Origin of the sequence: Streptomyces sp. GbtcB6, from assembly GCF_019091475.1 — a bacterium.
In the GTDB taxonomy this organism is placed as follows: domain Bacteria; phylum Actinomycetota; class Actinomycetes; order Streptomycetales; family Streptomycetaceae; genus Streptomyces; species Streptomyces hyaluromycini.
In genome coordinates this window covers 250,807-269,585 of sequence record NZ_JAGXJL010000010.1, presented here as the reverse complement: position 1 = coordinate 269,585, position 18,779 = coordinate 250,807, and the positions used below count along the sequence as shown (strand labels likewise).

Sequence of the window (18,779 nt, the reverse complement as noted above, 5' to 3'; positions counted from 1 at the left end):
CGGCGGACCAGAGGACGAGGATCGGCGCGGACAGGTCGTACTCCCGGAAGTAGCCCATCTCGTCGGCGGTCGCCCTGGCCTCGTCGCCGTCGAAGGCGCAGAGCGAGCAGACGGCGGCGAAGAGGCTGTCCCACTGCCGCCGTCTGCCCTCCAGGAACGCCCCGACCGAGACGTCGGCGAACGACCAGGTGCCGGTGGCGTTCAGCGCGCCCACGGCCACGACCGCCCCGAGCGGTGCGAACAACTCGCGGGCGTATCTCACTCGCCGGCGGCCGGGTAGGAGAGGAAGGCCGTCCAGGTGGCGGGCGGGAAGGTGCGGTGGGGGCCGCGGGAGGGGGTTGCGGTTTTCTTGGAGTCGCGGATGTAGCTGCTCTTGAACCACGTCAGACCGGAGGCGTCCTCGGCCGTGGTCTTGCGGATCATGTCTCCCCCAGCAGTTGTTCGATGGAGGCCGTCGCCCCCCAACCAGCACATTTCCTAAGGCCAGAAGTCCAGATCGCTCATTGTCAGGCATCCCGGAGAGCGATGCCATAGTCGAGCTGACCCCGCAAGGGCGATATCGTGGCACTCCGCGCCGCGCCCACAAGGAAATGGCCCCTCCCGCCCGCCGCGGTGAGGTTCGCCGCAAGGACCCACTGAAGGCACTGGCAGTCGCCCTGAAGGGCCTGCAGGCCGACGACGAAGGCACCGCGAGCATCTACATCGAGCTCACCGAACAAGGCCTGGGCAGGACGCCGGCCGCGGATCTCTGGAGGCACCTCATAGCCGTCGACCTCTCCGTCTTCCAGTCCCAGACGGCCCAGGCCCTGCGCGCCGAAGGCCTCTCCGAGGGCCTCTCGGAAGCCCTCCTCGTCGTTCTGAGCGGCCGTGGCGTCGACATCAGTGAGCAGTCCGAGTAAACGGACAGGTTAATTCCTGGTTATTCGCAATGGAAATCCCCGGAAATGCCACTCGCAAAAACCCGCGAGCTGACCTTTCTGATCATTTTCAAACCCTGTGAATTCCATAGGCTTGGCTTTACCATCGCCCAATGCGTATTTCCGAGGTCGAAGCAGCCAACGCCCGCATGCTGGCCCACGCGCCATCGGTCCGGCCCGTTGCGACCGGGGACATCATCCGGGTGCACCGCAAGAAGTTTCCCTACCGGGGCTTCGTCGAGATCGACTCTCCGTACTGTCCGCCGTTCGTGATGTTCTGCATGAACGACGACGCGGTGGCCATGGACACGCTGTGGAACGGGACGTTCGGCTACGAGCCCGGCACGCTCGCCACCTGGTCCCGGCTGGCCGCGCGGAGCACGACGATCGCCGATGTCGGCGCGCACGTCGGCTACTTCTCGATGATCGCCGCGCACGCCAACCCGAAGGCGAAGGTGCACTCCTTCGAGCCGGTCGACCAGATCCACGCCCGGCTGTCGGTGAACGTCCGCTCCAACGGCGTCCAGAACGTCAAGCTGCACCAGGCGGGCGTGTCCAGCGAGCCCGGCTGGGCCGACATCAGTGTCCGGTTCTCCGGGAACCTGCTCTCGACCGGCTCCACCCTGGAGGCCGCCGCCCCCGACGCCCAGCTCAAGCGCATCCAGTTGCTCACGCTCGACGAGGTGTTCGCCGAGACCAGGCTGGACCTCGTCAAGATCGACGTGGAGGGGCACGAGATGTCGGTGCTGCGCGGGGCCCGGCAGGTGCTGCGGCGCGACCGGCCGACCCTGGTGATGGAGGCCCTGGTCGACGCCTCCCTCGACGACCTCATCGCCGAGTTCGAACCCCTCGGCTACGACGTCCACTGGATCGCCGAGCACGACGGTTCGCTGGTGCACTGGAAGGAACCCCGGCCGCCGCACACCCGGAACCTGCTCTTCGCGCCGCAGGTCTGAGCGGCGCACGCCTGGGGCTGTCCCCACCCCCGGCCCACCCGTCTGCCGGATGGCCGCAGCTCCTCGGCGTCCGGCACCGTGAAGGACGGAAGCGTCAGTCGCGTGTGGGGGGGAAGGACGCCGTCGTGCGCATCGTCGTCGGGACCGCAGCATCTCTCCTCGCCCTAGCCCTCACCGTGCCGGCCGCGGGGGCGGCACCGGGCACCGGCACCACTGCCACCGCCACCCCCACCGCCACAGGCCTGTGGCGCATGGACGGGTACGGCACCGTCCTCGCCATCGACGGGCGAGGGATGCAGGAGTACCAGACCACCGCCGTCAGCTGCCTGAAGGGGTACTTCGCGGAGGCGGCCCCGAAACCGGGGACGTACGGTGTCGAGGGTGTCGTACTCACCGTGCGTCCCGCCCCCGACGGGGAACACGCCCGGTTCGGCGCCGACGTCGCGGTGGGGCACCGTCAGCTGCACCGGATCGGCGCCCTGCCCGCCGCCTGCACCCGCCCGCCCGCGGCCGACCCGCGCACCGCCTTCGACGTCTTCTGGCAGTCGTTCGAGGAGAACTACCCCTTCTTCGCCGCCAAGGGCATCGACTGGCACGCCGTACGCGACCACTACCGGCCGCTGGTCCGCAAGGACACCACCCGGGACCAGCTCTTCGACATCTTCAGCCGCATGATCACCCCGCTGCACGACGCGCACGTCCTCGTCCTGGACGGCGACCGCCACTACGGCGTGGGACGTCCCGGCACCGTCGTCCCCACCGAGGAACTCAACGACATGGTCGAGAAGTTCGTCGTCGAACGCGACCTCGCACAGGCCACCGACCGGCAGGACTTCGCGGGCGGCCTCATCACGTACGCCGACCTGAAGGAGCAGGGCCTGGGCTACCTCCGGATCGCGAGCTTCGACGGATACGACCGGGGCGACCCGTCGTACACCGCCCAACTGGCCGAGCTCGACCGGGCGTTGAACACCATCCTCACCCCCGCCCGCACCCGCTCCCTCCGCGGCCTGGTCATCGACCTCCGCATCAACGGCGGCGGCTCCGACGCCCTCGGCATCCGCATCGCCGAACGCCTCACGGACACGCCGTACGTCGCCTACTCCAAGCGCGCCCGCAACTACCCGGCCGACCCGACCAAGCACACCCGCCCCGAGCCGATCCCCGTGACCCCCTCGCCCAAGCCCCGCTACACCGGCCCGGTCGCCCTCCTCACCGGCGGCTCCACCGTCAGCGCCGGCGAGACCTTCACCCAGGCCCTGATCGACCGCCCGGGTCACACGGTCCGCATCGGGCAGGCCACCCAGGGCGTCTTCTCGGACGTCATGACCCGCGACCTCCCCGACGGCATGGCGGTCTGGCTCCCGAACGAGGAGTACCTGACATGGGACGACCACACCTTCGACGGGACCGGGATCCCGCCACAGATCACCGAACCGGTCTTCACGGACGAGGAGTTCACAAAGAACCGCGACTCGGCGTTCGACCGGGCGGTGACTCTGCTGCGGTCCGCCCGGTGAGCCTCTCCTAGAGCCGCCGGCTCTCCGGCGGGCCCAGATACGTCGGTGTCAGTCCGCCCGTGTCGAGCACCAGCCGCTGCACCACCACCGTGGGGTCCACCGACCAGAACTTCAGGCGGTGGACCCCGGATGCCAGCGTGTGGCGGGTCGCCGTCCGGTTCACGTTGTCGGAGGTGTTGCGCGCCCAGACCGCGTTGAGCAGGCCGTCGTCGGCGCCCGCGGTGATGTCGACCCGCTGGGGCTCCTCGTCGTCGAAGGACAGCGCGTAGCGCAGACCGGCGCCCGTCCCCAGCGTCGGATTCCGCGGTGACAGGTACGCCCACACCGTCACCTCCCCCGCCGACAGCAGGCTCACCTCGTACTCCAGCCGGGGCCAGGAGTCCGGGGAGTCGCCCCAGCCTCCCGTCACCGGCCACGCCGTCATCCCCGCCCCGGTGCGGCCGATCCCCGCCAGCCGGCGCCACTCCCCGACCGTGCGGTCGTAGTGCTCCGCGTCGATGGCCACATAGCCGCCCGCCTCGACGAATCCCCTCAGCCCCCGCGCCGACGGTTTCTCCGCGACGCACGCCACCGTCACCGGCTCCCCCGCCCCGCTCACCGTCAGCGTCCCCTCCGCGCGGCCGTCCGGCGCCCGGGACCAGTCCACCCGCACCTCCACCCTGACCTGCTGCGCCACCCGGCCACGGGGACGGTCCACCGTCAGCCAGGGTGCCGATGTCTCCACCCGGTAGTCGAAGGGCGTACGGCCCCGGTTGAACACCTCGACATACTGCTGCGACCGGGTCTGGTACGGGCTGAACGGCGGCAGGGTCAGGGCTCCCTCCTCGTCGGCGTCCACCGACACCCCCAGCCCCGCCGGCCCCGGCACCTCGATCCGCCGTACCGCCGGGAAGAGCACGTCCGGAAGCGCCGCGTTGTCCTTCTCCGGCTGCTGCCAGGGGGCGTTGGGGCCGTAGCGGTCCACGTCCCCGTAGTCGATGTGCGGCTGGGTCTGGAAGCCCTGCCACTTGCCGTCCGCCACCTGGGAGTCGAAGCGGTCGGCCAGGGCGAAGTCCCGAAGCAGGCCCTGCTCCGCCTCCGCCGCGCGGTCGTTCGTCGCCGCCCTGCCCTGGCGGGCGTAGAGCAGGTTCGTGAACTCGGCCTCCCGCAGCGCGTACAGGTTCGCGGTCGCCGTCACCTCGTACCCGACCAGTTCGAACCACGCGTCCTGTGCGGCCGCCGGCAGCCGGCGGGCGATCCGCGCCGCCCGTCTTCCCAGCTCCCGCCACTCCTCCGTGACCCGCTCCAGCTCACGGTGGCCGAAGGAGAAGGGCGTCTGCCGGTCGTCGTAGACCACCTCGCCGGTGTCGGAGAGGGTGATGCGGCGGTTGAGCAGCTCCGGCTTGCGGCGCGCCTGCAACTGGCCGTAGCGGGCGAGCAGTTCGGCGGCCTCCCCGGCCACCTCCGCGCCGAAGTTCTGGCGGGCGTACCGCCGTTCCCACTCCCCCAACCGGTCGAAGCTCCAACGCTCGGGACTCCAGGCGTAGTTCAGGAAGAACTCGGTCGGCAGTTCGTTCCCCTTCAGGTCGCCCACGTTGGCCACCCACAGGCCGTGGTTGCCGTAGGCGTGCGCCTGGTGGAGCTGGTCCCAGACGTTGCGGAGGTTCGCGGTGTCGACCCACTTGTAGTTGCGGCCGGCTCCCACGTAGTCGAAGTGGTAGTAGAGGCCGTATCCGCCGGCGCGTGGTTCATGGGGGGAGGGGTGCTTGCGGATGTTGCCCCAGTTGTCGTCGGTCAGGACCACGGTCACGTCGTCCGGAGCCCTCAACCCCCGGTCCCAGTAGCGCTGGACCTCCTTGTACAGGGTCCAGACCTGGGGGGTCTCGGCGGCCGGTCTCCCCGTCACCTCCTCGATGATCTGCCGTTGCGCCGCGATGATCTCCCGCATCAGCTCGATGCCGTCTCCGTCGGGGAGGCCGGTGTCGCCGTTGCCGCGCATGCCGAGGGTGACCACGCCCTCGAAGCCCTCGTCGGCCATGCGCTGGATGCCGGCCCGCCAATAGGCGCGGATCGCCTCGGCGTTGCGGAGGTAGGACCATTCGCCGGTGCCCCCGTAGGGGTCGGTGCCGCCCGCCGCGTGGCGGTTCCACTCCTCGATGCCCCGCATCATGGGCGCCTCGTGAGACGTGCCCATGACAACGCCGTACTGGGCAGCCCGCCTGTGGTTCTCCGGGTCGTCCTCCGCGAACGCCCGTCCCCAGACGGCGGGCCAGAGGTAGTTGCCCTTCAGCCGCAGCAGGACCTCGAACACCTTCGCGTAGAAGTCCGCGTTGAAGCCGCCCGGATAGCCCGGCGCCTTCCCCGGGCCGAAGTGCGCCGGGGCCCAGGTGCCGAGCGCCGGGTTCTCGTCGTTGATGAAGAAGCCGCGGTACTTCACCGCCGGGGTGCCCTGCGTGTGGCGGCCCGGCAGCACCCAGACCTCGTCGCGGTGGACCGGCGGCACGTCGTCCCACCAGTACCAGGGCGAGACGCCGATGCCGTACGAGACGTCGTACGCCCCGAAGATCGTGCCGCGCGGGTCGCTGCCCGCGATGACGAAGGCCTGGTCGACACCCGGCAGGGGATGGTCGAGCACCGTCTGGAGCGAGGTCTCCCAGCGGCCCCGGATCCCCGTCACGTCCAGCTTGCCGGACGCCACCAGGCCGTCGATCAGCGGGCTGCGGCCGATCGTGCCGACCAGCACCGCACGGCGGGCGATCGTCGCGGCCGGCCGCACCCCCGTCACCCGCTCGATGTCGTCACGGAGGTCGCCCGCCACCCGTACGACTCCGGGATGGTCGTCGGCGCTCACCACGACCGGGGCGCCGACCAGGGAGAACGCCCCCGAGGTGAAGGAGATGCAGGCGCCGGGGTCCGTCGTCCGGAGCCCGGAATCCGGGGCACCCCACGCGACCCCCGACGACAGCACCGGCACCGCGGCGGCACCTGCGCCCAGCACAGCCCTCCGGCTGACAGACATGGCTCACCCCTCCACCCGACTCCACCCGAATTTGGTCAGCGGCATGACAAATGGTGGGTGAGCGGCCCCCGGGGAACCAGGGGTCGTACGCGCCGAATAGTTTCGAGGCCCCGAGACGCCCGCACAGCATCCCGGGGATGCCGAAGGGGCCCGTACGACCGAAGTCGTACGAGCCCCTTCAGATACCCACCGGGTCAGCCCTTACGGGCCAAGATCACTTCGTGATCTTGATGACCTGGCCGGCGCCGACCGTGCGGCCACCCTCGCGGATGGCGAACTTCAGGCCCTCTTCCATGGCGATGGGCTGGATGAGCTGCACCGACATCTCGGTGTTGTCACCCGGCATGACCATCTCGGTGCCCTCGGGGAGGGTCACGACGCCGGTCACGTCCGTCGTACGGAAGTAGAACTGCGGACGGTAGTTGTTGAAGAACGGCGTGTGGCGGCCACCCTCGTCCTTGGAGAGGATGTAGGCCTGCGCCTCGAACTCGGTGTGCGGGGTGACCGAGCCCGGCTTGATGATGACCTGGCCGCGCTCGACGTCCTCGCGCTTGATGCCGCGGAGCAGCAGACCGACGTTCTCACCGGCCTGGCCCTCGTCGAGCAGCTTGCGGAACATCTCGATGCCGGTGACCGTGGTGGTGGTCTTCTCGGTCTTGATGCCGATGATGTCGACGGTCTCGTTGACCTTGAGGACACCACGCTCGATACGACCGGTGACGACGGTGCCACGACCGGTGATCGTGAAGACGTCCTCGATCGGCATCAGGAACGGCTTGTCGACGTCACGCTCGGGCTGCGGGATGGCCTCGTCGACGGCGGACATCAGGTCCAGGACGGACTGGGTCCACTCGGGGTCGCCCTCGAGCGCCTTCAGCGCGGAGACCTTGACGACCGGCAGGTCGTCGCCCGGGAACTCGTACTCGGAGAGCAGCTCACGGACCTCGAGCTCGACGAGCTCCATGATCTCCTCGTCGTCCACCATGTCGGCCTTGTTCAGGGCGACAACGATGTACGGAACGCCGACCTGGCGGGCCAGGAGCACGTGCTCCTTGGTCTGCGGCATCGGGCCGTCGGTGGCGGCGACGACGAGGATCGCACCGTCCATCTGCGCGGCACCGGTGATCATGTTCTTGATGTAGTCCGCGTGACCAGGGCAGTCGACGTGGGCGTAGTGACGGGTCTCCGTCTGGTACTCGACGTGCGCGATGGAGATGGTGATACCGCGCTGACGCTCCTCGGGCGCCTTGTCGATGTTGTCGAACGCGGTCGCCTCGTTCAGGTCCGGGTACGCGTCGTGCAGCACCTTGGTAATGGCGGCCGTGAGGGTCGTCTTACCGTGGTCGATGTGACCGATGGTGCCGATGTTGACGTGCGGCTTAGTCCGCTCGAACTTCGCCTTCGCCACTGGGGTCCTCCTGGAAGTGGTTCTGTACGCCTTGACTCGATCGGCGCCAGGTGATCTTTGCTGTTGGGTCCCGGGCCCCGGGCCGTTCCGCCACGAATGCGGAGGAACGACCCGTGAGGCTCCGGGGTCAAGCCTAAAGCGTGTGCACGCGGTGCGCGGAACGCGGTGCGCTACTCGCCCTTGGCCTTCGCGATGATCTCCTCGGCGACGTTCCGGGGAACCTCGGCGTAGGAGTCGAACTGCATGGAGTAGCTGGCCCGGCCGGACGTCTTGCTGCGCAGGTCGCCGACGTAACCGAACATCTCCGAGAGGGGCACGAGGCCCTTCACGACGCGGGCACCGGCCCGCTCCTCCATGGCCTGGATCTGGCCACGGCGGGAGTTGATGTCGCCGATGACCTCACCCATGTAGTCCTCGGGCGTGGTGACCTCGACGGCCATCATCGGCTCAAGGAGCACGGGGGACGCCTTGCGCGCGGCCTCCTTGAAGGCCTGCGAACCGGCGATCTTGAAGGCGAGCTCGGAGGAGTCGACCTCGTGGTAGGCACCGTCGAGCAGGATCACGCGGACACCGGTCATCTCGTAACCGGCGAGGATGCCGAACTGCATGGCCTCCTGCGCACCGGCGTCCACCGAAGGGATGTACTCCTTCGGGATACGGCCACCGGTCACCTTGTTCACGAACTCGTACGAGGTGTCGCCGCCCTCGAGCGGCTCGATCGCGATCTGCACCTTGGCGAACTGACCGGTACCACCGGTCTGCTTCTTGTGGGTGTAGTCGACGCGCTCGACGGCCTTGCGGATCGTCTCGCGGTACGCGACCTGCGGCTTGCCGACGTTGGCCTCGACCTTGAACTCACGGCGCATACGGTCGACCAGCACCTCGAGGTGCAGCTCGCCCATACCACCGATGATGGTCTGGCCGGTCTCCTCGTCCGAGTGGACCTGGAAGGACGGGTCCTCCTCGGCCAGGCGCTGGATCGCGATGCCCAGCTTCTCCTGGTCGCCCTTCGACTTGGGCTCGATGGCGACCTGGATGACCGGCGCCGGGAAGTCCATGGACTCCAGGATCACCGGGGCCTTGTCGTCGCACAGCGTCTCACCGGTCGTGGTCTGCTTCAGACCCATGACAGCGATGATGTCGCCGGCGCCCACCGACTCGATCTCCTCACGCTTGTTCGCGTGCATGCGGTAGATCTTGCCGATGCGCTCCTTGCGGCCCTTGACGGAGTTCAGCACGGCCGTGCCGGACTCCAGGCGGCCCGAGTACACCCGGACGAAGGTGAGCTTGCCCAGGTGCGGGTCGCTCATGATCTTGAACGCGAGGGCGGACAGCGGCTCGTCGTCGGACGGCCTGCGCTTGACCACGACCTCCGGGTCCTTCACGTCGTGGCCCTCGATGGCCTCGACGTCCAGGGGGGAGGGCAGGTAGCGCACGACCGCGTCGAGCAGGGGCTGAACGCCCTTGTTCTTGAACGCGGTGCCACAGAACACCGGGGTGACCGTGACGTCCTTGGACTTGCCGGACGCGATGGTGATACGACGGATCGCGGCGTACAGCTGCTCCACGGAAGGCTCCTGGCCCTCCAGGTACAGCTCCATGATCTCGTCGTCGTTCTCGGCGACGGTCTCGACGAGCTTGCCGCGGTACTCCTCGGCGGCCTCGGTGTGGGTGGCCGGGATGTCGACGACGTCGTACATCTCGCCCTTCTCCGCCTCGGCGGACCACACCAACGCCTTCATCGTGACCAGGTCGACGACACCCTTGAAGTCGGCCTCGGCACCGATCGGGAGCTGCATGACGATCGGCGTCGCGCCCAGGCGGTCGCTGATCATGTCGACACAGCGGTGGAACTCGGCGCCGGTCCGGTCGAGCTTGTTGACGAAGCAGATACGCGGCACGCCGTAGCGGTCCGCCTGACGCCAAACCGTCTCGGACTGGGGCTCCACGCCGGCAACGCCGTCGAACACCGTCACGGCGCCGTCGAGGACGCGGAGCGAACGCTCCACCTCGACGGTGAAGTCGACGTGACCCGGGGTGTCGATGATGTTGATGGTGTGGTCGACGTCTTCGAGCGGCCAGTGACAGGTGGTGGCAGCAGAGGTGATCGTGATGCCACGCTCCTGCTCCTGCTCCATCCAGTCCATGGTGGCAGCACCGTCGTGGACCTCACCGATCTTGTACGACACACCGGTGTAGAACAGGATGCGCTCGGTGGTGGTCGTCTTGCCCGCGTCGATGTGGGCCATGATCCCGATGTTGCGGACCTTGGCCAGGTCAAGCGAAGTGGTAGCCATAAGGCTTCAGTCTTCTCTCGGTCTCGATGTGGACTGCGACTACCAGCGGTAGTGCGCGAAGGCCTTGTTGGACTCGGCCATCTTGTGCGTGTCCTCGCGCTTCTTGACGGCCGCACCGAGGCCGTTCGAAGCGTCGAGAAGCTCGTTGAGCAGACGCTCGGTCATGGTCTTCTCGCGACGGGCGCGGGAGTAACCGACCAGCCAGCGCAGCGCGAGCGTGTTGGCACGACCGGGCTTGACCTCGATCGGAACCTGGTACGTCGCACCACCGACACGGCGGGACTTGACCTCGAGGGTCGGCTTGATGTTCTCCAGCGCGCGCTTCAGCGTGATGACCGGGTCGTTGCTGGTCTTCTCGCGCAGGCCCTCCATGGCGCCGTACACGATGCGCTCGGCGGTGGAGCGCTTGCCGTTCAGCAGCACCTTGTTGATGAGCGAGGTGACAAGAGGAGAACCGTAGACCGGGTCGATGATGACCGGGCGCTTCGGGGCAGGGCCCTTACGAGGCATTCTTACTTCTCCTTCTTGGCGCCGTAGCGGCTGCGGGCCTGCTTGCGGTTCTTGACACCCTGGGTGTCGAGCGAGCCGCGGATGATCTTGTAGCGAACACCGGGCAGGTCCTTCACACGGCCGCCGCGCACGAGCACGATGGAGTGCTCCTGCAGGTTGTGTCCCTCACCCGGGATGTAAGCAGTGACCTCGATACCGCTGGTCAGACGCACACGCGCGACCTTACGCAGGGCCGAGTTCGGCTTCTTCGGGGTGGTCGTGAACACACGCGTGCAGACGCCACGACGCTGAGGGGAACCCTCAAGTGCGGGCGTCTTGTTCTTCTCGACCTTGTCCTGCCGGCCCTTGCGGACCAGCTGCTGGATCGTAGGCACTACTTCTCCGGTTTCTGTGTGCCGAATGGTGAAGCTAACCTGGAACATCACCGACCCACGCGGTCGGGTGTGTCGGATTCCGTGGACTCCTGCCGCAAGGCAGAAGGGGGCGCGGATCGCGGTGGCCGCTCGTCACTCCGGTGCGGTTTGAAGGCACGCACGAGGGTCAGGGCACACCCCAGGCACAAGGTCTGAGCGTACCTAGCGCAATCACTCCGGTCAAAACAAAGGGACGGGGACCGGTTGCGGGGGGCATGAGCTGCGATTTTGAGGCACCTCCCGATATACCACGGAGACGAACGACACGCGAACGGAGAGCGGCGCGAGCTGACGCCGATCGGATTCACAGCTGTGCGACGCTGATCGGATCTTCTGATCGCCGGCCCCCTTCAGCGCCCTGTAAGGGGCGCGGGGCTGTATAAATTTGCGGCTCCGCCGCGTGGGCGCGACCAGCCACGACGGACAGGCGGCCGCCCGACGACCACGCGCGGCACTTCCATCGGCGTTCTTCAGGGGGATCACGCATGAGCACAGCTCAGAGCAACACCGCGACGACCACCGAGCCGGCCCCGCGCCCTCGCCCCCTCCGCCTCCCCCCGGCCGCCCGCCCCTACCTCCCGCCCCTCGCCCTCTACGGCGCCGCCAAGCTCACCGGCCTCCTGGTCTTCGCCTGGCTCCTCACCTACGCCGGCGACTACCGCCACAAGGACCCCCGCTTCGGCGGCGGCACCCACTGGTGGGACGTCCTGTCCACCTGGGACGGCTGGTGGTACCTCCAGGTGGCGCAGAAGGGCTACCACCCCGAGCCGCTCAAGCCGCTCGCACCGGGCGGCCAGTTCACGGCGGAACAGAACTCGGTCGCCTTCTTCCCCCTCTACCCCGGCCTGATCCGAGCCGTCTCGGAAGTCACCGGCCTCGGCCTGTACGGCGCGGCGATCCTCGTCTCGGTGGTGTGCTCGTTCGTGGCGGCGGCCGGCATCTACGCGGTGATCGCGATGCTCGCGGGCACCCGGGCCGGCACCATCGCGGCCGGGCTGTGGGCCGTGGCCCCCGCCGCCGGCGTCGAGTGGGCGGTCTACACGGAGTCCCTGTTCGTGGCGATCGCCGCCTGGACCTGCCACGCCGTGCTGAGGCGCCGCTGGGTGACGGCGGGCCTGCTCGCCTTCCTGTCCGGCCTGAGCCGCCCGACGGCGGCCGTACTGATCGGAGCGGTCGGCCTGGCGGCCCTGGTGACGCTGGTACGCCGGGACAGCCGGCGCGAGCAGGGCGTCGCGGCCCCGCTCTACGCGGCGGTCGCGGCACCCCTCGGCCTCCTCACCTACATCGCCTGGGTGGGCTGGTCGATGGGGGACCTCGGCGCGTACTTCTCTCTCCAGCACAAGGCCTGGGCCCACTACTTCGACTTCGGCGCCTACACCCTGGACGTGCTGCGGAACGTGGCGGTGGGGCACGGCGACTATCTCTTCGCCTACTCCGTCCCGGACCTGATCGCCGTCCAGATGGTGGTGGCGCTGCCGTTCCTGGTCGCGCTCATGCTGCGGAAGCGGCCGCCGCTGGTGCTGACGGCATACGCCCTCGCCTCGATCGTGACGATCCTCGGCACCCAGCAGATGTTCGGGAACACCCCGCGCTATCTGCTCCCCGTCTTCCCGCTGCTCCTGGCCCCGGCGGCGGCGATGGCGCGGCTGAAGCGGCCGAGCCTGGTGGTCTTCTTCTCGACGGCCGCGGTGGCGTCGGGGTGGTACGCGCACTACGTGATCTTCGAGTTGGGGATTCCGTAGGGGCGGGGGCCGGGGCGGCCCCCGCCCCTGGTCCGCTACGGGCGGCGGGCGGCCGCGCGTTCCGCCGCGAACACGTCCTCCAGGCGGAAGAGCGCGGCCCGGCCCGCCTTGCCGACGGCCTTGAGGTGGCCGAGCTGGACCCACTTGCGGATGGTCGCCGGGGCGACGCCGGCCTCCTGGGCGGCGAGGGGACCGGGGATGAGGGCGGGCGAGCCCTGTGCCTGCACCGTCTTCATCGGTGGGTCCACTCCCCCTCGTCCCAGGTGTGCCGGTAGGCCGGGTCGTCGTGGCAGCCGCAGTCCGGGTCGGCGCACCGGCAGGCCGGGTTGACGCAGAGGACGGCCGCGCGGTCCGGGAAGGCGCGCAGGGAGACGGAGTCGCACCAGGGGCAGCGCCCGGAGACGCGGACGACGGTCTCGGTGTCACCCAGGGCGCGGGCGCAGCGCCGGGCCATCCGGCGGGTCTCGTCCCGGACGTGGGCGGCGAGGACGGGGTCGGCGGCGATGCCGTCGAGGAGCCCGCCGATCCGGCGCAGCCGCTCGGGCACGGAGGCACGGCGGACGCGGGGCAGCCCGAGCCGGTCGCGGACGGCTTCTTCCAGCTCGACGACCCCGTCGGTGATGTCACGGATGGTGTCGGAGATGTGCAGCCGAAGGGGTGCGGCGCTGTGGCCGGGGGCGACGAGTCCCTGGGCCTGCTGGAGGAGCAGGGCCTCGGCGCGCTCCGCGCGGAGCCGGTCGGCGAGGTCCGCGGCGGGCGGGGCCGGCGTCGGACGGCGGGCCGGGGAGGTACTGCGGCCGGGGGCGAGCTCGACGGCCAGCTCGGGGAACTGCTGGAGGAGCAGGCCGATCCAGAGGGCGGCGTGGTCGGCGGGGCGGTCTTCGGAAGGCGGGCGTGCCGGGGTCGTACGGCGGTCAGGCAACGGAGCCTCCGCGGCGCAGGGCGCCCTGTACGACCGGGCTCTGCATGGCCGGGAGGAGACGGGCGGGGATCTCGACCGGGCGGCCCCGGCGCCAGAGCCGGCCCCCGCAGACGCCGTCGAACCAGTTGTCGGCGGGGGCGACGGCCTCCTCGCAGTCACGCCGGACCGGGCAGCGGGTGCAGGCCCGCAGGGCGGGGGCGGCCTCCTTGACCTTCTTCGAGAAGACGACACGGGGCGGGAGCCCGGTGCAGGCGGCCGCGGCCTGCCAGGCGGGCGGTGGGCATGGGTTTCCGGTGACGGACATGGGGCCTCCCAAGGTGACTCCGGTGGGGCTGGTGTGAGACGAGCGCCGTCCAGACTTACAGATTGCGCGCGCGCTCGCAACAAATATGCCAGTGACCCTTTCGGTGGATCATGGAAAGATCGGGATCACTCGGACACCCATCGCCACCCGATCTCCCCGTATCGCACGAACTTCCCTCGGTGCTTGCACGAGAGCACGTAATTCCGTGCGCGCAAGCAAGCTAAACTTGCTGCCCTCCCCCAAAGGAAGCGAGCCCTCAGATGACCAGCCAGGATCTGGACGCGTTCGCCGCGTGGGTCGAAGACCTGATGCGCGACCGCGGCTACGACATCGACAGTCCACGCGGCGGCGGCAAGTCGCGGATAGCGGACGAGGCGGGGGTCCACCGGGCCGCCGTCACCCGCCTGCTGCAGCGCCAGAGCATGCCGGACCTGGAGACCACACGCAGGCTCGCCCGCGTACTGGGCGTCCCGGTCCGCGAGATGCTCATCCGCTCCGGCCGCCTCACGGCGGAGGAACTCGCCGACCCGCACGACTACTTGGCCGCGTCGGCACCGAGCGCGGAGTTCGCCCGCCGGCCCACGCTGGAGGAGGTGGCCGATCTGCTGGGGGTGCCGGCGGACCGACGGGAGATGTTCGTCCGCGTCGTCGAGCAGTTCCTGCCGAACGACGCGCTGGACCAGGAGGACCCCCGCCCCCTGGCGGACGCGGCAACGACGACCACGGACTGAGCTCCACCCCTCCATCGCCGGACGCGCCATCGAGGACACCCGTGGGCCGACGGGTGCTTCTTCACGGGGGTGGCGCAGAGCACCTCGAAGCAGAGCGCCCCGAAGGGTCGCGGGAAACTGCGCGACCAGCCACACACCACCCGCAGCGAGCGCCCCAGCCCAGCCCCCCTCTTTCGATCACCTCAGAGATTTAGTTGCGTGCGCGCACGCTCTCTGTCACAGTTGGTGCAGCGGCGGAGCTGTGCCCGTAGGCCGGCCGCCCTCATCCCACCCGCTGCCCCGAGGTGATCCGGCATGACCACACCCACCCCGCCCGCGTCGTTCCCCGACGTGGAGGCCATGATCGTCGACGTCCTGAAGGACGACTCCCGTCTCTCCGGCGCCACCGTCGCCGTACAGGCGCAGACCGGCTTCGACGGCACGACAGCCGCCGTCTTCGTGAACCGCCGCGGCGGCGCCTGGGTCGGCGAACGCCACGTCGACCAGCCGCTGATCGAGCTGGAGGTGTACGGCCCGACGAAGCAGGCCGCGCACGTCCTGGCCAACGACGCCCGCCAGATCCTGCTGTCGATGGCCGACCACCGCTACGGCACGAACCTCGTCACGGAGGTCGAGGAGCAGGACGGCCCGCGCTGGCTGCCCGACTACCTCTACTCGGCCGCCAACCGCTACGTCACCGTGATGAAGGTGTACGTGGACGTCTACTGACCGACCAGCCGGACGCTCCACCCCACAGACCGAAGGCCCCGCCACCCCGGCGGGGCCTTCGTCGTACCCGGACACCACCGGATACGGCACCAACCCCCGATGACAAGGAGAAACCACCATGGCAGGAACCAACTCCTCCGAGATCCGCATCGCCGGCGTAGGCCGCCTCTACGTCGCCACCGCCGACACCAAGGTGCCGACGACCTTCTCCACCGACACCTCCACCGACTGGGCGAGCTGGAAGAACCTCGGCTTCACCTCCGGTGACGGCGTCACCTTCTCCAAGAAGGACAAGCTGGAGCCGGTCGACGTGTGGCAGGCCGTCAGCCCGGTGCACTTCGTGTACTCGGACCGCGACCTGACCCTGAAGTTCTCGCTGATGCAGTTCAACGAGGACACGCTGCCGTTCTTCATGGGCGGCGGCACGGTGGACGCGGTGACGGGTTCGACCGGCGTCTACAAGTACGACATCGCCGACCGCCCGTTCGCCGACGTGCGCGCCCTCGGCCTGGAGTTCACGGACGTCAAGGCGAGCGACGGCACCACCGTCACCTACCGCTTCGGCATCCCGCGCGGCCAGGTCACCGCGGCCGACGACATCAAGCTGGCCCGCAAGTCCGCGGCCCAGCTCGGCATCACCTACACGGCGATGGCCGCCGCCGACGGCTCGGCGCTGGCCAGCTTCGTGATGAAGGACTCGGCGTACGCCGCGTCCTGACCCGCCGGGGCGGGGCGGACGCACCCGTCCGCCCCGCCCCGGGCCCACACCCCTTCCCTGTTTCTCTGCTCAAGGAGTCACCATGGCCCGTTTCGACGTCAACGCCGCGCGCGCCCAGCGCCTCGAAGCCCTCGGCCGTACCTGGTCGTTCGAACTCGACGGCGAGAGCTACACCCTGCCCACCGAGCTGACCCGCGCGACGGCGAAGGCCCTGCGCAAGCTCGACGACAACGACGTGGACGGGCTGCTGCGCCTGCTGCTCGGCGAGAAGCAGTTCGGCCGGTTCGAAAAGCACGAGGTCACCATGCAGGACATCGCCGCGATCCTGGAGGCCTACGGCAAGGAGACCGGGCTCGGCCTGGGGGAAGGCTGAGCCTCGTCGGGTTCGTGGACGAACACGCCGAGGCCCTCGAAGCGGACCTGCTCCGCTACTACGGCATCGACCTGCTCGACTGGCACCGCGAGACGCTGTCCGCCCGGCGTCTCGCGGCGCTCGTCAAGCACCTGCCGCATGACAGCGCGCTGAACAGGGAGCTGCACGGCGAGGCCGCCGAGTGGTCGGTGTCCGACCATCTCCTCGCCGCCGCGGTGGACCATCTGGCCGCCGCGAACTGGATGTTCGCCAGCGTCAACTCGGAGGAGGGCGACCAGCCGGAACCCCCGGCGCCGGTGCCTAGGCCGTCGTACGACGACGGGGAACCGCCGGTGGCCGAACCGGCCCCGGAGCCGGCCCCCTCCGATGCGACACCGTCGGCCGTACAGCTGGCCCGCTTCTTCGGCTGACCACGCTGTACGGCGGCCCGGACGCGCTACTCGTCCCGGCGCCGGCCCGGGGCCCGGCCCTCCAGTTCGTCCGCGAGGGCCCGGGCCTTGTCGGAGAGCCGGGGGCCGGGCGCGTCGGCGGACTCCTGCTGCTCCCGGTCCTCTGCCCGACGCCCCTTGTCCCGGCCGCCACCCGGACCGTCGCGCTTCAGCGGAGGCACACTGGGCCGCCCGTTGCGCCGTACCACCGAACGCCGTTCGGCGGCGGCCGGCACCACCCGCTTCTCCCGCACCTCGCGGGCGGACAGGAGGGTGTCGGCCCCGGGCCCGGCGTCCGTACCGCCATCGATGTCATCCATGTCTTCGGCGTCCTCGACGTCCTCGACCTCGTCGACGATGCCGTCCCACGGCGTCCCGTCCGCGATCGACCGCTCCCGTTCCCCGCGCTGCTCTACCCGCGTCAATTCAGCCGGAGGACGCAGAAGTTGGACGTAGGGCAGCGCAATGACCTCACCGCCCTGCTCCCGCTCCCCCTCCGTCCGGCGGGCGCGCCGCGGCCGCCGCCCGCTCCGGGCGTCCTCCTGCCCCTGGAGATAGGCAGCCGTGATCCGCTGCTCGTACGCCCGCCGCACGGCGGGAAGCTGCTCGTCGACCACATCGGCCCAGCCCGCGCTGTAGGCGGCCGTCTCCCGCCGGTCGAGCTCACCGCGCGGCAGGATCACCAGGTCCTGGGGCTCGTAACCGAGACTCAGGACCAGCTCGGAGAGACGGGCGATGAGATGTGGCAGGTCATCGGCCTGTTCCAGCCAGTCGATCACGTGTCGTTGCCGCGCGCTGCTCGCGTCCCCGTCCACCCCGTAGGCCTTGCTCTCGTCCCTGCCCCCATCGCGCCCCCCGCGCGAGGACGGCCGCCCGGTGGCCGTCCACCGTCGTATGACAGGCCTTCAGGTCCGTTGTCAGGCCGCACCGTTCACTTTCGATTCACCGACGGGAGAACGGCCGGATCCTACTCCACGTATCTGACACAACATCCACTGCACCCTCGCAACGCCGCAGGTCCGGACCGGACGGCAACGGAGAGTGAAACAAATCGGCTTCGCCAAACACGGAGCGACACCAACGGATTACTCGTACACTAGTTCGAACGGACGCTTCGAGCGCGTCAGGAGCGCACACCTGTACCACCAGCCCAACGGACAGACCGGAAAGCAGGCCGACAGACATGGCGACTGGCACGAGCAACTTCCCGCAGCAGCCGATCGACACCTACTCCCGTCTCGCCCACCTCCTGCACTCCCCCGCGCCCGACCGCGAGGCACTGCTCGACCGGCTGTACGAGGAACTGCTCACCCGCGAGTCCCGCGCCTACGCGGCCGGCTGGACGGACGCCCTGACGGAAGCCCGCCGAAGCCGCCCTTAGCTCACCCGGCGAACATGCGCCACGGTCTTCTCGCCGCACCCCGCCCACACCGGCACCGACTCCCACCCGGTCGCGGAATGTGCAGGCCATCTTCCCGGCGACGCCCTGGCACCTGAGGTTGCGCACAGGACACACCGCAGGCCCTGCCTGACGTTGAACCCCGGCCTCGGGCAGGGGAATCAATGCTGGACCACCGCCGGCCGTGGTGTACGTCCGACAGTCATCCGGTTCAGGGCTTGAACGTGTAGAAGACCACCATGAGCCCCTCCGCGGCGACACCTGCACAGAGCCACAGCAGGAATTTCTTGAAGGGTACCTCCTTCTCATCCTTTCGCCACATCAGGAACGTCAGGAAAGCGACGAAAAGAAGGAACAATCCACCGACAAGGAAACAGGTACCGATAACCCAGAACAGGAAATCTGTCATTTCTTCCCCCCTTAATCCCGCACGGA

The 18,779-nt window shown here is 69.2% G+C and carries 21 protein-coding genes; 10 read left to right on the top strand and 11 right to left on the bottom strand.

From position 1 onward, the window contains the following. Nucleotides 1-258: 258 nt before the first annotated feature. Nucleotides 259-423 (bottom strand): DUF397 domain-containing protein, encoded by a 165-nt coding sequence (locus KVT45_RS19590; protein WP_217549169.1) that lies wholly within the window; start codon nt 421-423, stop codon nt 259-261. Nucleotides 424-590: 167 nt separating this feature from the next. Here KVT45_RS19590 and KVT45_RS19585 point away from each other — a divergent pair, with 167 nt between their 5' ends. From KVT45_RS19585 to KVT45_RS19575, 3 genes are all read left to right on the top strand, one after another. Further along, nucleotides 591-899 carry a hypothetical protein gene (locus KVT45_RS19585; protein ID WP_217549167.1) on the top strand — a complete coding sequence of 103 codons (309 nt, stop codon included), beginning with the start codon at nt 591-593 and terminating at the stop codon, nt 897-899. A 131-nt stretch (nt 900-1,030) separates the two neighbouring features. Further along, nucleotides 1,031-1,873: an FkbM family methyltransferase gene (locus KVT45_RS19580; protein WP_217549165.1), complete on the top strand. Its 843-nt coding sequence runs from the start codon at nt 1,031-1,033 to the stop codon at nt 1,871-1,873. Nucleotides 1,874-1,998: 125 nt separating this feature from the next. Further along, on the top strand, nt 1,999-3,393 hold the full coding sequence (locus tag KVT45_RS19575) for a S41 family peptidase (protein WP_217549163.1): 1,395 nt from the start codon (nt 1,999-2,001) through the stop codon (nt 3,391-3,393). Between the two features lie 7 nt (nt 3,394-3,400). Here KVT45_RS19575 and KVT45_RS19570 read toward each other — a convergent pair whose 3' ends face one another. The 5 genes from KVT45_RS19570 to rpsL all read right to left on the bottom strand — a co-directional run bounded on the left by KVT45_RS19570 (nt 3,401) and on the right by rpsL (nt 10,980). Beyond that, nucleotides 3,401-6,391, bottom strand: coding sequence for a glycosyl hydrolase 115 family protein (locus tag KVT45_RS19570; RefSeq protein WP_217549161.1), 2,991 nt, complete (start codon nt 6,389-6,391; stop codon nt 3,401-3,403). 214 nt (nt 6,392-6,605) lie between these two features. Further along, entirely contained in the window at nt 6,606-7,799 is a 1,194-nt protein-coding gene (tuf, locus tag KVT45_RS19565) for an elongation factor Tu (RefSeq protein WP_189268825.1), read from the bottom strand. Nucleotides 7,800-7,969: 170 nt separating this feature from the next. Beyond that, nucleotides 7,970-10,096 carry an elongation factor G gene (gene fusA / locus KVT45_RS19560; protein ID WP_217549159.1) on the bottom strand — a complete coding sequence of 709 codons (2,127 nt, stop codon included), beginning with the start codon at nt 10,094-10,096 and terminating at the stop codon, nt 7,970-7,972. Between the two features lie 39 nt (nt 10,097-10,135). Further along, a complete protein-coding gene (gene rpsG, locus KVT45_RS19555; protein WP_005481264.1) occupies nt 10,136-10,606 on the bottom strand; it encodes a 30S ribosomal protein S7 in 471 nt (156 codons plus the stop codon). Nucleotides 10,607-10,608: 2 nt separating this feature from the next. Continuing rightward, complete coding sequence (gene rpsL, locus KVT45_RS19550; protein WP_003948652.1) at nt 10,609-10,980, bottom strand: 30S ribosomal protein S12; 372 nt, start codon at nt 10,978-10,980, stop codon at nt 10,609-10,611. Nucleotides 10,981-11,504: 524 nt separating this feature from the next. Between rpsL and KVT45_RS19545 the strand changes: the two genes are divergently transcribed. Continuing rightward, a complete protein-coding gene (locus KVT45_RS19545; protein ID WP_217549157.1) occupies nt 11,505-12,761 on the top strand; it encodes a glycosyltransferase family 39 protein in 1,257 nt (418 codons plus the stop codon). 35 nt (nt 12,762-12,796) lie between these two features. On the opposite strand, the gene KVT45_RS19540 is transcribed toward KVT45_RS19545, so the two are convergent. The 3 genes from KVT45_RS19540 to KVT45_RS19530 are packed head-to-tail and all read right to left on the bottom strand — an operon-like array spanning nt 12,797 to nt 13,987. Next, nucleotides 12,797-12,997 (bottom strand): hypothetical protein, encoded by a 201-nt coding sequence (locus KVT45_RS19540; protein ID WP_217549155.1) that lies wholly within the window; start codon nt 12,995-12,997, stop codon nt 12,797-12,799. Next, nucleotides 12,994-13,683, bottom strand: a complete 690-nt coding sequence (locus tag KVT45_RS19535; protein WP_217549153.1) for a hypothetical protein — start codon at nt 13,681-13,683, stop codon at nt 12,994-12,996. Before KVT45_RS19535 ends, KVT45_RS19540 begins: the two co-directional genes overlap by 4 nt. Beyond that, nucleotides 13,676-13,987 (bottom strand): WhiB family transcriptional regulator, encoded by a 312-nt coding sequence (locus tag KVT45_RS19530; protein WP_217549151.1) that lies wholly within the window; start codon nt 13,985-13,987, stop codon nt 13,676-13,678. Before KVT45_RS19530 ends, KVT45_RS19535 begins: the two co-directional genes overlap by 8 nt. A 260-nt stretch (nt 13,988-14,247) precedes the next feature. Here KVT45_RS19530 and KVT45_RS19525 point away from each other — a divergent pair, with 260 nt between their 5' ends. The 5 genes from KVT45_RS19525 (at nt 14,248) to KVT45_RS19505 (ending at nt 16,927) form a co-directional block, all read left to right on the top strand. After that, nucleotides 14,248-14,718, top strand: coding sequence for a helix-turn-helix transcriptional regulator (locus tag KVT45_RS19525; protein WP_217549149.1), 471 nt, complete (start codon nt 14,248-14,250; stop codon nt 14,716-14,718). Nucleotides 14,719-15,012: 294 nt separating this feature from the next. After that, nucleotides 15,013-15,426, top strand: coding sequence for a hypothetical protein (locus KVT45_RS19520; protein WP_089099455.1), 414 nt, complete (start codon nt 15,013-15,015; stop codon nt 15,424-15,426). A 118-nt stretch (nt 15,427-15,544) separates the two neighbouring features. Continuing rightward, the gene (locus KVT45_RS19515; RefSeq protein ID WP_217549148.1) at nt 15,545-16,144 is read left to right on the top strand and encodes a phage tail protein; all 600 of its coding nucleotides are present in this window, start codon (nt 15,545-15,547) and stop codon (nt 16,142-16,144) included. A gap of 82 nt (nt 16,145-16,226) precedes the next feature. Further along, nucleotides 16,227-16,517, top strand: coding sequence for a hypothetical protein (locus tag KVT45_RS19510; RefSeq protein ID WP_217549146.1), 291 nt, complete (start codon nt 16,227-16,229; stop codon nt 16,515-16,517). A gap of 65 nt (nt 16,518-16,582) precedes the next feature. Further along, a complete protein-coding gene (locus tag KVT45_RS19505; protein WP_217549240.1) occupies nt 16,583-16,927 on the top strand; it encodes a hypothetical protein in 345 nt (114 codons plus the stop codon). Between the two features lie 26 nt (nt 16,928-16,953). Here KVT45_RS19505 and KVT45_RS19500 read toward each other — a convergent pair whose 3' ends face one another. Continuing rightward, nucleotides 16,954-17,760 carry a hypothetical protein gene (locus KVT45_RS19500; protein WP_217549144.1) on the bottom strand — a complete coding sequence of 269 codons (807 nt, stop codon included), beginning with the start codon at nt 17,758-17,760 and terminating at the stop codon, nt 16,954-16,956. A gap of 368 nt (nt 17,761-18,128) precedes the next feature. Between KVT45_RS19500 and KVT45_RS19495 the strand changes: the two genes are divergently transcribed. Beyond that, nucleotides 18,129-18,326, top strand: coding sequence for a hypothetical protein (locus KVT45_RS19495; protein WP_217549142.1), 198 nt, complete (start codon nt 18,129-18,131; stop codon nt 18,324-18,326). Between the two features lie 229 nt (nt 18,327-18,555). Here KVT45_RS19495 and KVT45_RS19490 read toward each other — a convergent pair whose 3' ends face one another. Further along, nucleotides 18,556-18,753 (bottom strand): hypothetical protein, encoded by a 198-nt coding sequence (locus KVT45_RS19490; protein WP_217549140.1) that lies wholly within the window; start codon nt 18,751-18,753, stop codon nt 18,556-18,558. Nucleotides 18,754-18,779: the final 26 nt, after the last annotated feature.

Bases quoted from the DNA above. Each gene is read 5' to 3' on its own strand.
- KVT45_RS19590 (WP_217549169.1), bottom strand. From the start codon at position 423: ATGATCCGCAAGACCACGGCCGAGGACGCCTCCGGTCTGACGTGGTTC.
- KVT45_RS19585 (WP_217549167.1), top strand. From the start codon at position 591: ATGGCCCCTCCCGCCCGCCGCGGTGAGGTTCGCCGCAAGGACCCACTG.
- KVT45_RS19580 (WP_217549165.1), top strand. From the start codon at position 1,031: ATGCGTATTTCCGAGGTCGAAGCAGCCAACGCCCGCATGCTGGCCCAC.
- KVT45_RS19570 (WP_217549161.1), bottom strand. From the start codon at position 6,391: ATGTCTGTCAGCCGGAGGGCTGTGCTGGGCGCAGGTGCCGCCGCGGTG.
- fusA (WP_217549159.1), bottom strand. From the start codon at position 10,096: ATGGCTACCACTTCGCTTGACCTGGCCAAGGTCCGCAACATCGGGATC.
- rpsG (WP_005481264.1), bottom strand. From the start codon at position 10,606: ATGCCTCGTAAGGGCCCTGCCCCGAAGCGCCCGGTCATCATCGACCCG.
- KVT45_RS19545 (WP_217549157.1), top strand. From the start codon at position 11,505: ATGAGCACAGCTCAGAGCAACACCGCGACGACCACCGAGCCGGCCCCG.
- KVT45_RS19540 (WP_217549155.1), bottom strand. From the start codon at position 12,997: ATGAAGACGGTGCAGGCACAGGGCTCGCCCGCCCTCATCCCCGGTCCC.
- KVT45_RS19530 (WP_217549151.1), bottom strand. From the start codon at position 13,987: ATGTCCGTCACCGGAAACCCATGCCCACCGCCCGCCTGGCAGGCCGCG.
- KVT45_RS19525 (WP_217549149.1), top strand. From the start codon at position 14,248: ATGACCAGCCAGGATCTGGACGCGTTCGCCGCGTGGGTCGAAGACCTG.
- KVT45_RS19520 (WP_089099455.1), top strand. From the start codon at position 15,013: ATGACCACACCCACCCCGCCCGCGTCGTTCCCCGACGTGGAGGCCATG.
- KVT45_RS19515 (WP_217549148.1), top strand. From the start codon at position 15,545: ATGGCAGGAACCAACTCCTCCGAGATCCGCATCGCCGGCGTAGGCCGC.
- KVT45_RS19510 (WP_217549146.1), top strand. From the start codon at position 16,227: ATGGCCCGTTTCGACGTCAACGCCGCGCGCGCCCAGCGCCTCGAAGCC.
- KVT45_RS19495 (WP_217549142.1), top strand. From the start codon at position 18,129: ATGGCGACTGGCACGAGCAACTTCCCGCAGCAGCCGATCGACACCTAC.
- KVT45_RS19490 (WP_217549140.1), bottom strand. From the start codon at position 18,753: ATGACAGATTTCCTGTTCTGGGTTATCGGTACCTGTTTCCTTGTCGGT.